Origin of the sequence: Microbacterium sp. HMWF026 (genome assembly GCF_003061325.1) — a bacterium.
Taxonomy (GTDB): Bacteria; Actinomycetota; Actinomycetes; order Actinomycetales; family Microbacteriaceae; genus Microbacterium; species Microbacterium testaceum_E.
Window position 1 is genome coordinate 1 of the sequence record NZ_QAJB01000088.1, and the last position, 11037, is coordinate 11037.

General features: G+C 70.9%; 10 protein-coding genes. 7 read left to right on the plus strand and 3 right to left on the minus strand.

Going from position 1 to position 11037, the window contains the following annotated elements; translation table 11 throughout:
* Positions 1-182: 182 nt before the first annotated feature.
* Together DBR36_RS04205 and DBR36_RS04210 are read right to left on the minus strand one after the other, a co-directional pair.
* Positions 183-1109 (minus strand): metallophosphoesterase, encoded by a 927-nt coding sequence (locus DBR36_RS04205; protein ID WP_108317697.1) that lies wholly within the window; start codon positions 1107-1109, stop codon positions 183-185.
* Positions 1106-3805 (minus strand): transglycosylase domain-containing protein, encoded by a 2700-nt coding sequence (locus DBR36_RS04210; RefSeq protein WP_108317698.1) that lies wholly within the window; start codon positions 3803-3805, stop codon positions 1106-1108. Before DBR36_RS04210 ends, DBR36_RS04205 begins: the two co-directional genes overlap by 4 nt.
* 120 nt (positions 3806-3925) lie before the next feature.
* Between DBR36_RS04210 and DBR36_RS04215 the strand changes: the two genes are divergently transcribed.
* The 3 genes from DBR36_RS04215 (at position 3926) to DBR36_RS17270 (ending at position 5608) form a co-directional block, all read left to right on the plus strand.
* A complete protein-coding gene (locus tag DBR36_RS04215) occupies positions 3926-4144 on the plus strand; it encodes a hypothetical protein (RefSeq protein WP_108317699.1) in 219 nt (72 codons plus the stop codon).
* On the plus strand, positions 4141-4608 hold the full coding sequence (locus DBR36_RS04220) for a RidA family protein (protein ID WP_108317700.1): 468 nt from the start codon (positions 4141-4143) through the stop codon (positions 4606-4608). Before DBR36_RS04215 ends, DBR36_RS04220 begins: the two co-directional genes overlap by 4 nt.
* A 262-nt stretch (positions 4609-4870) precedes the next feature.
* Entirely contained in the window at positions 4871-5608 is a 738-nt protein-coding gene (locus tag DBR36_RS17270; protein ID WP_146185222.1) for an LPXTG cell wall anchor domain-containing protein, read from the plus strand.
* 45 nt (positions 5609-5653) lie between these two features.
* Here the strand turns inward: DBR36_RS17270 and DBR36_RS04235 are convergent, their stop codons facing one another.
* Positions 5654-7141, minus strand: coding sequence for a sugar transferase (locus DBR36_RS04235; RefSeq protein ID WP_108317703.1), 1488 nt, complete (start codon positions 7139-7141; stop codon positions 5654-5656).
* 237 nt (positions 7142-7378) lie between these two features.
* Here DBR36_RS04235 and DBR36_RS04240 point away from each other — a divergent pair, with 237 nt between their 5' ends.
* The 4 genes from DBR36_RS04240 to DBR36_RS04255 all read left to right on the plus strand — a co-directional run.
* Positions 7379-8395 carry a glycosyltransferase gene (locus DBR36_RS04240; protein WP_181373472.1) on the plus strand — a complete coding sequence of 339 codons (1017 nt, stop codon included), beginning with the start codon at positions 7379-7381 and terminating at the stop codon, positions 8393-8395.
* Entirely contained in the window at positions 8392-9255 is an 864-nt protein-coding gene (locus DBR36_RS04245) for an alpha/beta hydrolase (protein ID WP_108317705.1), read from the plus strand. The genes DBR36_RS04240 and DBR36_RS04245 overlap by 4 nt, the downstream gene beginning before the upstream one ends.
* A 198-nt stretch (positions 9256-9453) precedes the next feature.
* Positions 9454-10803 carry a polysaccharide biosynthesis tyrosine autokinase gene (locus DBR36_RS04250; RefSeq protein WP_108317706.1) on the plus strand — a complete coding sequence of 450 codons (1350 nt, stop codon included), beginning with the start codon at positions 9454-9456 and terminating at the stop codon, positions 10801-10803.
* 16 nt (positions 10804-10819) lie between these two features.
* The coding region (locus DBR36_RS04255) for a glycosyltransferase (protein WP_146185224.1) at positions 10820-11037 on the plus strand (218 nt) is incomplete at its 3' end.

Sequence of the window (11037 nt, forward strand, 5' to 3'; positions counted from 1 at the left end):
CGAGGAGCACGGCGAAAGCCGCGATCGCGGCGAGGACGCGTCGGCGGGGCGGGGGAGGGTGGTTCATTCGGGAGTCCCTTCTGTCGAGGAGACTCGATCGTGCGTCAGCGGGTCGCCCCGGAAACGACCGAAGGCGCCGGTCCGTGCACGGATCGACGCCTTCGGGCGCTGGGGAGGACGCGTCAGCGCGGCAGCAGCGTGAGCATGGTCGCCTCGGGACGGCACGCGAAACGTACGGGCGCGTAGATCGAGTGCCCGAGCCCGGCGCTGACGTTCAGCGGCACCGTCCGGCCCTCGTGCGTCCACGCGCTCAGCCCGCGGGCCTGGTCGAGCGGCAGGTCGCAGTTCGACACGAGCGCCTTGCGGCTGAACGGGACGCGGACCTGTCCGCCGTGCGTGTGCCCCGCGATGAGCACATCGGCACCGAGGTCGGTGAACGTGTCGAGGGTGCGCCGGTACGGCGCGTGCATGACGCCGAGGGTGAGGTCGGCGGCATCCATTCTCTCGAGCAGTGGGGGGAGGAGCTCGGGGTGATCCCAGTTGCGGTGGGCGTCGTTGACCCCGAACGCGGTGATGCGCAGCCCCTTCACCTCGAGTGACACCGCGGTGTCGTCGAGGATGCTCCACCCGAGGTCGTCGGTGAAGAAGCGGTCGAGGGCCTCGACGTCGAGGTGCTTGTGCTCGGGCTGATGACCCGAGGGCCCCAGGAAGTAGCGCAGCGGGTTGCGCGGCGACGGCTCCTGGTAGTCGTTCGAGCCGTGGACGACCAGTCCCGGTACGCCCCGCAGCGAGGCGAAGGCGGAACGGATGCCGGTCAGACCATCGCGGTGACCGAGGTTGTCGCCCGTGTTGACCACCAGGTCGGGCGAGAGTTCGGCGAGACGCGAGATCCATTCCTGCTTGCGGTGCTGCCAGGGCGCCATGTGGGCGTCCGACACGTGCAGGACGCGCAGGGGGTCGGCGCCCTTCGGCAGCACGCGCAGGGCGTGGTACCGCACCGTGAACAGATAGCGCTCGACGCCGACGCCCCAGACGGCGGCCCCGACAGCGGCCGCCCCCGCGACCCCGAGGGGTGCGAGGGCGGCCGTCGCGAGCGGATGACGCGTCATCCGCAGGCCTTGGCGACGATCGACAGGACGATCGCGCTGTTCTTATTGGCGGACGAGCCGGCGGCCGGGTCGGTCGCCGTCACCTGGCCCTCGGCCGGAGCGTTGGGCTCCGCCACGCACGGGCCGAGCGACAGGTTGGTGTACCCGGCGGCGTTCAGGGCGCCGCGCGCCGCGTTGACGGTCTGGCCGACCACGTTCGGCACCGTGCCGCCCTGACCGTTACCGGGGCTCAGCGTGATGAGCGAACCGGCGGGGGCGGACCCGGCGCCGGGGCTCTGCGCGGCGACGGTGTCGGGACCCGACGTCGAGTCGATCTGGTCGCCGACGCTGACACGGAAGCCGGCGTTCAGCAGCGTCGAGCGCGCCGCGTCGATGCTCTGACCGACGACGTTCGGCAGGTCGCGCTGCTGCGTGCGCAGCAGGTTCGACGCGGGGTCGGGGAAGCGGTCACCGCCGTAGAATTCATCCGAGGCCCGCTGCGTGTCGGCGGCGAGCACGTACCGGATGTCGGACAGCTGGCGGCCGCCCCAGTACTTTCCGAACAGGTCTTCGGTGCCCTCGAAGTTGCCGACCCACGCGGCGGTGGTGGTGTTGGTGGACGACTCGATCATCCACGTCTGCCAGCCCTCGTGCGTACCGGTCTTGCCGATCACCGGAGTCCCGTCGAAGGGGTTGCCCGAGCGGCCGGTTCCGCCGCTGGCCATGACGCCCTGCAGGGCGTACGCGGCCGTCGCCGAGATCTCGGGCGTCAGGGCGGTCGAGCAGGCGCGCTCGGGGGCGCGACGCTCGGATCCATCGCTCGCGGTGACCTTGTCGATGACCTTCGGCTGGCAGAGCGTCCCGCCGTTGGCGACCGTCGCGTAGGCGCCGGCCATGGCGATGGGCGAGACGTTGTCGCTGCCGATCACGTTGTTGGCGTACTGCATCGTGATGTCGCTGCCGTCGCCCTTGGTGACGCCGAGCTTCTTTGCCGTCTTGGCGATGTCGCACAGGTCGAGCTCGGCGGCCATCTGCAGGTAACCGGTGTTCAACGAGTCTCGCGTGAACTGCATCGGCGTCCCGACGTAACCGGGGTTGTTCGCGAAGTTGTTGATGCGCGCGTTGTCTTTGTTGACGTAGTTACCGGTGCACGAGTTGGTCATGTTCGGCACGGGGCCCATCCGACCGTTCAGCGTCTCGTTGAGCGAGTGCCCCTTCTCGAGCCAGTCCACCAGCGTGAAGAGCTTGAAGGTCGATCCGGCATTGAAGCCGATCGATCCGCCATTGGTGCTGTCGCCGGCGAACACCACCGAGTTGTAGGACGGGTCGGCCTCAGCCTGACCCGGGTCCTGCGTGAACTTGGTGTTCTGCGCGATCGCCAGGATGCGGCCGGTCTTCGACTCGGTGCTGACGATGGTCGAGCCGAACTTCATGTTGTTGTAGCTCTGCGGCGCGTTCTCGTTCATCGACGCCTGCGCGGCATCCTGTACACGCCAGTCCAGCGTGGTCTGGATCGTGAGACCGTCCTGACGCAGCGCCCGCACGCGGTCGTCGCTCTCCTCGCCGAAGGCGGGGTCGTTCAGGATCGTAGAAACGACGTACTCGCAGAAGTACGGTGCGGCCGACGACACGCAGCCCTGGTCGGTCGGCGTGATCTGCGGGGTGATGGGCTCGATCGCGGCGGCCACGTACTGCTCGTGCGTGATCTTGCCGTCGACCTCCATGCGGCTGAGCACGTAGAGCTGGCGGCCCTTGGTCTCGCTGTAGCCGTCCGCGGCGTTGACGAGCTGCTCCTGGGTGATCTCGCCGTTGTCGCGCAGCGTGTAGAGCGCCTGGATCGTGCTCTGGTCGACGTCGTCGATCGAGCCGTCGGGAGCCTTGTTGTACGCCGTACCGTCGTCGTCGAAGATCGAGCCGCCGGTGCGGTCGATGCGGAACCGGTTGGGGTTCTGCACCATGCCGGCCAGTACAGCCGACTGGCCCACCGTCAGGTCGGCGGCGGGGGTGTTGAAGTAGTAGCGCGCGGCGGCGTCGATGCCGTAGGTGGTGCCGCCGAAGTTCGCGATGTTGAGGTAGCCCAAGAGGATCTGGTCCTTCGAGAACTCCTTCTCGAGCTGGATCGCGTAGCGCATCTCTTGCAGCTTGCGCTGGTAGCCCGCGGTGCCCTCGGACTGCACGGCTTCGAGGGCGCACTTCTGCAGCGCCTCGTCGCGCGTCATGCCCTGCTGGGTATCGGTGGCCTCGACGGCGCGCGCGTCGCGCTCGCAACGCTGGACGAGCACGTTCTTGACGTACTGCTGGCTGATCGAGGAGCCACCCTGGGTCTCGCCGCCCCGTGCGTTGCTCAGCAGGGCGCGCGTCGTACCGATCAGGTCGACACCGCCGTGCTGGTAGTAACGCGGGTCCTCCGACGACAGGATCGCGTCGTACATCACCGGGTTGATCTGGTCGAAGGTGACCGGCGATCGGTTCTGGTCGTAGAACTTCGCCAGCACCCGGTCGCCCGCCATCAGCGTCGTCGGCTGCATGAGCTCGTCGGGCTGCAGGTAGCTCGGCATCTTGTCGAAGATCGTGATGGCGCTGGAGGCAGCGGCACCGGAGACGGCGATGGCCGGCGTCACGGCGGCGGTGACCAGGAGTCCGGCGACCGCGCTCAGGCCGACGAGGCCGACGATGCCGCCGAGGGCACCGCTAGCCGTTCGTTTGTTCTCGGGCATAGGCTTGATGCTAAGCGACGTTGCTGGGCGATGCCTCGAAGGCGTGCGCTCGCGCGCGTACGTATCCGTCCCCGCGCGCACTCCCGTTGCGCGCATCCGAGTCACCGCCGGGAGCCCGACATGACCACGTGGGAGTACCTCACCACGCCGCTGCTGATCCACAACACCGCCGCGATCCTCAACAACTGGGGAAAGCAGGGCTGGGAGCTCGTGCAGGTGGTGACCGGTCCCGAGGGCGGCCTCGTCGCCTACTTCAAGCGCCCCGTCGGCGGCGGCAGCGCGAACGCCGGACTGGGCGCCGCCGAGGCGGCCGCGCGCCAGTTCGAGGGACAGCAGTGAGCGTCTCGGAGCGTCTGAGCGCCCTCGGCGTCGAGGTGCCCGCGGTCGTCCCGCCGGTCGCGTCGTACATTCCCGCCAAGCGCCACGGCGACCTCGTCTACACCTCGGGTCAGCTGCCGATGGTGTCGGGCAGCCTCCCCGCCACGGGCAAGGTCGGCGAGAGCGAGGGTCTCATCACCCCCGCGGATGCCAAGACCTACGCCCGCCAGTGCGCGCTCAACGCGATCGCGGCGGCCGCGGCGCTCGTCGGCGGCGTCGACAACCTGACCGGGGTGCTCAAGCTCACCGGGTTCGTGGCATCCGTTCCCGAATTCACCGGTCAGCCGGGTGTCATCAACGGCGCGAGCGAGTTCTTGGGCGAGGTGTTCGGCGAGTCCGGCGCGCACGCCCGCTCGGCGGTCGGCGTGCCCGTGCTGCCCCTGGACAGTCCCGTCGAGGTCGAGGTCGTCTTCACCGTCGCTTGACACCGCCACGTTCTTCATCCGCCGCCGCCGTCTCCGCTTTCTCGAGCGGGGGCGGCGGCGTCGCTGTTCCCCGGGGGACCGGTCGCGTGCGCGGACGCGGGCGGCGAAGACCCGCGGGAGAGCGGGCGGGGTGACGAAAGCGAAACAACCTGTTTCTGTTGCCGACACGGGAGGTGACATCGGCGTCGATAACGTGCGAGCGGGGGCGTGTTGGGCGTCCCCACCCACGTCACGTGGGAGGCACGAGGGGGAACAGCCGCACATGAGGAAGAAGACCATCACAGCGGGTCTGGGGGCGACAGCCCTGGCGCTGACGGCAGCGATCGGCGCGGGTTCCGCGGCGTGGGCGGCCGACATCACGGGAGAGACCGAGGTCACTCTCGATTTCACGACGGCAGGGCAGGTCGAGGTGAAGGTGTGGGCTCAGAACACCTCGTCGGTCCCGGCCTACGGCACGGCCGTCATCAAGGCGCCGGACGGGGCGGTCGAGGACTACGGCCCGCGCCTGTTCCAGCCGGGTGAGACCTGGACCTGGACGAAGACGCTGAAGGGGTACGACTGCGACGACGTCGCCGAAACCGCCGCGGCGACGTTCGGCTTCGAGAAGCTGGGCACCGCGCCCGACTGGACGTCGGGCATCCTGACGGCACCGGACCCGCGCGTGAGCGTCATCGGGTGCGACCCGTCGCCGACGCCGTCGCCGACCCCGTCGCCGAGCGGGTCGACCTCGCCGACGCCGACGCCCACGCCGAGTCCGTCGGCCAGCACCGGGCCGACGGGGACGCCGACGCCCACCGCGACGGTCACGCCGACCGCGACGCCCCGGCCGACCGCGTCGGCCACGGCGGCCGCGGTCCCGGCATCCACCACCACGAAGGGCGGAGCGCTCGCCGCGACCGGAGTCGACACGGACGCCGTGCTGCCGCTCGGGATCGGCGCCGCCTCGGCGCTGATCATCGGCGCGGTCCTGCTGGTGGCCCGGCGCCGTCGCAGCGCCTGAGTCACGCGAGACGGGACCGTCCCTCGGGGCGGTCCCGTCTTCGTGTCAGTAGGCGCCTTCGCTGCGCAGCACGGCCTTGACCGTCCGCAGCAGGATCGCCAGGTCTCCGGTGAGCGTCCAGTTCTCGACGTAGAAGAGGTCGAGGCGAACGGTCTCGTCCCACCCGAGGTCGCTGCGACCGCTGACCTGCCACAGGCCGGTGATGCCGGGCTTGACCAGGAACCGGCGGTGCACGCTGCGCCCGTACAGCTCCACCTCGCGGCGCAGCGGCGGCCGCGGTCCGACGAGCGACATCGACCCGCTCAGCACGTTGAACAGCTGCGGCAGTTCGTCCAGGCTGAAACGGCGCAGGATGCCGCCGACCGCGGTGACGCGGGGATCGTCCTTCATCTTGAACATGACGCTGTTGCCCTCGCCGCGCTCGCGGGCGTGCAGTTCGACCAGACGCTGCTCGGCGTCGGCGTACATCGACCGGAACTTCAGCATCGCGAACGTCTCGCCCTGCAGGCCGATCCGTTCCTGCCGGAACAGCACGCCGCCCGGGCTCGTCGAGCGCACGAGGGCCGCGATCACCAGCAGCACCGGCGAGAGCACGACGATGAGCGACGCCGAGGCGACGATGTCGAACAGTCGCTTGACGTGCAGGCGACCGCCGGCGTAGCGCGGGGTCTCGACGTGCAGCAGCGGCAGACCGTTCACCGGACGGGCGTGGATGCGGGGACCGCCGATGTCGGTCAGGCTCGGCGCGACCACGAGGTGCTGCCGGCCGGGCTCGAGATGCCAGCTCAGCTCGCGCACGGTGGCGGGGGTCAGCTCGTTCGCGCTCGAGATCAGGACGGTGTCGGCGCCGAGCACGCCGAGGGCGGCGACCACCTCTGCCGCGATCGCTCGCGCGGCCGCGCCGTCGGCGTCGGAGGCCGTGCCGCTCGGGTCGTACGCGCCGACCACCTGCAGCCCCGCGCCGGGCGCGCGACGCAGGTCGTCGGACAGGGGACCGGCGACCGCGGGGGAGCCGACCACGAGCACGCGGTGCGACATGCGTCCGCGGCGGCGCTGACGCAGGAGCCAGCGCCGTGCCGCGAATCGCGCGGCGATCAGACCCGTCGCCGTGAAGACGCCTCCCACGGCGAGGATCGCGTGCAGACCGTGCAGCGACACGACGTAGGCCACGAGGGCGACGCCGGCGAAGGTGAACACCACCGACAGCAGCACGGCGCGGTACTCGCGACTGCCCACGCCGTAGACGCGCGGCGCGCGGCTGCCGGTCATCGACAGCGTCACGAGCATGGCCGCGGCCAGGACGGCGAGGGGCAGCAGCACGGGCACCTGCACGCGCCCGTCGAGGGCCGGGAGGATCGTCGGCTGCGTGCCGATCACGGCGGCGGCGGTGAGGGCGGTGAAGACGACCGCGTTGTCGATGACGACGAGCAGGCGTCCGTAGGCGCGGGCCCAGCGCTCGCGCTCCCGGGCGGGCTGCGTGGAATCGGCGTCCACGATCTCGATCGTGTCGTCGTGGCGTCGCGTGATGGTCATTTCATACCCCCGACCGACGAATGCCCGGATCCCCGACCGGATGCATTTCGTCCTTTGCTCACCACGATGACCCCCGCTCGTGCAGACGGCGTTACGCCGCGGTTACGAATTGCTGTCGATGCGGGGGGATGCCGCGAATGCGACGGGAATGCGTCGCTCCCCGTCATCCGAGCCGGGTATGGTCTGGCCGAAGAGCCGCCGGCGGTTCTGCATAAAACATCCGGGGGGAGGTGGGCAATGGTCGAGAACAATGCGCCGATCACCGTGCTGCATTCGCTCGCGCCGCCCGACGGCACGACGCGGTACGTCGATCAGATGACCGACGGCGCCCCCGCGGACGTCCGCGTGCGCTACTTCTCGTGGCGCGTCGCGCTCACCGGCCGCTACGACGTTCTGCACCTGCACTGGCCGGAGTTCCTCGTGCGGGCGCGTCGCCGCCGCACGCGTGTCGCCAAGCGCGTCGCGATGCGCGTCCTGCTGTGGCGCACGCGTTGGGCGCGCATCCCGATCGTCCGCACGACCCACAACGTCACCCCGCACGAGTCCGGGACGGCGGCCGAGCGGCGGCTCGTGCGCGCGGTCGATCGCGCGACCACCGCCTTCATCCACCTCAACGGCACCACCGCCGCCCCGGCTCCGGGTCTCGAGACGGTCATCGCGCACGGGCACTACCGCGACCGCTTCGCCGCGCACCCGCGCTCCGACCGCGTGCCCGGCCGGATCCTGTACTTCGGCATCATCCGGCCGCGGAAGAACGTCGAGCACCTCATCGACGTGTTCCTGGCCCGGGAGCGCCCGGGCTGCCGGCTGCGCATCGTCGGCTCGCCGACGCCCGAACTGGCCGAGCGCATCACCGCGCGCATCGCCGGACACGACGACGTCTCGGCCCGGTTGGCCTTCGTCGACGACGACGAGCTCGTCGCCGAGGTCACGGCGGCATCGCTGGTCGTCCTGCCCTACAGCGAGATGCACAACTCCGGCGCGGCCCTGGTGGCGCTGTCGCTGGATCGACCCGTGCTGGTGCCCCGCAGCCCCGCGAACGACGAGCTCGGCCGCGAGGCCGGTCCCGGCTGGGTGCTCCCTTTCGACGGGACGCTCGACGACGCGGACCTGACCGCCGCTCTCGCCGCCGCCGGGGCGATGGGCGACGACGACCGCCCCGCGCTCGGCGGTCGCGACTGGGACGAGGTCGGTCGCCGCCACCGCGACGTCTACCGCGCCGCCCTCGACCGTGTCCGAGGAGGATCACGATGACCCGTACCGCCGCCCGATCCGGGGCCGTCCTGGGGCTCGTGGCCCTGGGCGTCGCGCTCGCCGCCTGCAGCCCCTCGGGGTCGACCCCCTCGGACGACCCGGCCGTCACCGTCGAGAAGGGCATCGAGTACCCGGGCGCCGACGGCTCGGCGCTCGAGGCGGACGCGTGCGTGCCGACGGGCGAGGGTCCGCACCCGGCCGTCGTGCTCGTGCACGGTGGGGCGTTCGCGGAGGGCGACCGCGGCACGATGGGCAGCATCTGCCGCGCCCTGGGCGACCAGGGCTTCGCGGCCTTCGCGGTGGACTACCGTCTGATCCCCGCGACCTATCCCGCCCAGATCGACGACGTGTCGGCATCCATCCGCTGGCTCCGCGAGGATGCGCAGGTCGAGCGCTTCGGCCTGGACGGGTCGCTGTCGCTGCTGGGCAGCTCGGCCGGCGCGATCATCGCCCTGAGCACGGCCGAGAGCCTCGAGACGGCCTCGACGCCGGTGGACGCGGTCGTGGCGCTGTCGCCGGCGGCCTCGCTCACCGCGGACGCCGCCCAGCTGGGCGACCCGCGCCCCGACCTCGAGAGCGTCGTGCAGGCCTACCTCGGTTGCGACGACCTGGCCCAGTGCCCGGATGCCGCGGCGGCCTCGCCGGTGCAGTCGGCGCAGCTGCTGCCGCCGACGCTCATCGTCCACGGCAGCGACGAATTGATCCCCCTCGCGCAGGCGGAGCTGCTGGACGGGGCGCTCGCGGATGCCGGAATCACCCACGATCTCGTCGTGGTCGACGGCGCGAAGCACGGCCTGCAATTGCTCAACAATGACACCCGTCGTTCGATCGTGTCTTTTCTGCGCGAGAACGCGAAATAGCTGACCACGCGCACCGATCGGACGCATTCCGTTAGGGAAACCGGACACAATTCGCCGTCACGATGCAACACGGCGGCAATAAAGAATCCATAACCTGCGATCAACCAAGAACGTCGCCGGGGGGATAAAGCGTTCGGAGCCTGTGGGGGTGCCGAGTGGTTCATCCGCGAGTGACGCGTCACGAACGATCGGATACACATGAGCGCCACCGCCCTGCTTCGAGCGATCAAGAAATGGTGGTGGACGCTCCTGGCGTTCTCCGCCCTGGGCGTGGCGGCCGGTTTCGCCGTCGGCCTGATCCTGCCGCCGGTGTACAGCTCGACGGCCCAGCTCGTGGTCGCGTTCAACGCCCCGGCGCAGGCGGGGTCGAGCGACCTCGTGCAGGCGAACAGCTTCGCGGTGCAAAAGGCCTACGCCTACACCGAGATCGGTCGCTCGCCCCGCGTGCTCAACGAGGTGATCGCCGCGCAGGGGCTCGACACGACGGTCGAGCAACTCGCGCGTGAGCTCACCGTCGAGGCGCCGCTGAACACCCCGATCCTGCAGCTCACCGCCGAGGCACCGACGGCCCAGGGCGCCGCGACCCTGGCGACCGCGTTCGTCGACGCGTTCACGCAGACGGTCCAGTCCATCGAGACGCCCGCGGGGGCGGCATCCTCGCCCGTGCGCCTCGAGACGCTGCAGGACCCCGAGGTCCCTGACGAGGCCTCATCGCCGAACGTCCTGACCAACCTCGCCCTGGGCTTCGCCGTCGGTTTCGCCATCGCGCTGGTGTGGATCGCCCTGGCGGCCATCGGCGATCGGCGCGTGCACGGTTCCGCCTCGGTCGGCGAGGGCGTTCCGCGCGTCCTGGGCAGCATCCCCGGACGCGGCGGCAGCCTGACCGAGATCGTCGACACCCCGCAGTCGCGCGAGTCCGAGGCGTACCGCACCGTCGCGGCCGTGCTCGGACACATGCCGCACACCCGCCTCGACGTGGTGGCCGTCGTCCCGGCCACCCCGCGCGACCGCGGGTCGGCCCTGTCGACCAACCTCGCTCTGGCGATGCGGGAGTTCGGCGTCGGGGTCGTGCTCGTCGACGCCAATCTGCGCTCGGGTACGATCTCGTCGCAGCTGTCGCTGGACGGACCGGGCCTGGCGGGCGTGCTGACCGGAGAGGCGACGGTCGTCGAGGCGGTCCGCGAGGCCGCCGGCATCGCCGTCCTGCCGGTCGGGCGGACGCTGCAGAACCCCGTCGAACTGATGTCCGGCCCCGGGTTTGCCGCGGTGGTCAAGACGCTGTCCGAGACCTACGACATGGTCGTCCTCGACGCCGCGCCCGCCCTCCCGCTCAGCGACACCATCTTCGCGGCCTCCACCGCCGGCTCCACGATCCTGGCGGTCACGGCGGGCCGGGCGACGGCGCCGCAGCTCTCGGCCGCGACCGAGGGGCTGCGCGCGGTCGGCATCGACCCGGTCGGAGTCGTCGTGGTGGATGCCAAGACGGCCGGCGTCGACGCCGACGCGGCGACGTCGTCGTTCCGCGACCTGCGTCCCGCGCGGGCCTGAGGGGCACCGGCCGCTCATGCGCATCGCGATCCTGACCACGGCCCTCACCGGCGGCGGAGCCGAGTTCGTCGCCGGGGCGTGGGCGAACTGGCTCGCCGACGAGGGGCACGAGGTGCGGGCGATCCTCACCGACCCGCGAGCCACGATCCCCGAGGGCGTGCCGTTCGCGGTGCACCGCGTGGCCGGTGGGGGATCGGCAGCGACCGTGCGACAGGTGCGGGCCGCGCTGCGCGC

Bases quoted from the DNA above. Each gene is read 5' to 3' on its own strand.
- DBR36_RS04205 (WP_108317697.1), bottom strand. From the start codon at position 1,109: ATGACGCGTCATCCGCTCGCGACGGCCGCCCTCGCACCCCTCGGGGTC.
- DBR36_RS04210 (WP_108317698.1), bottom strand. From the start codon at position 3,805: ATGCCCGAGAACAAACGAACGGCTAGCGGTGCCCTCGGCGGCATCGTC.
- DBR36_RS04215 (WP_108317699.1), top strand. From the start codon at position 3,926: ATGACCACGTGGGAGTACCTCACCACGCCGCTGCTGATCCACAACACC.
- DBR36_RS17270 (WP_146185222.1), top strand. From the start codon at position 4,871: ATGAGGAAGAAGACCATCACAGCGGGTCTGGGGGCGACAGCCCTGGCG.
- DBR36_RS04235 (WP_108317703.1), bottom strand. From the start codon at position 7,141: ATGACCATCACGCGACGCCACGACGACACGATCGAGATCGTGGACGCC.
- DBR36_RS04240 (WP_181373472.1), top strand. From the start codon at position 7,379: ATGGTCGAGAACAATGCGCCGATCACCGTGCTGCATTCGCTCGCGCCG.
- DBR36_RS04245 (WP_108317705.1), top strand. From the start codon at position 8,392: ATGACCCGTACCGCCGCCCGATCCGGGGCCGTCCTGGGGCTCGTGGCC.
- DBR36_RS04250 (WP_108317706.1), top strand. From the start codon at position 9,454: ATGAGCGCCACCGCCCTGCTTCGAGCGATCAAGAAATGGTGGTGGACG.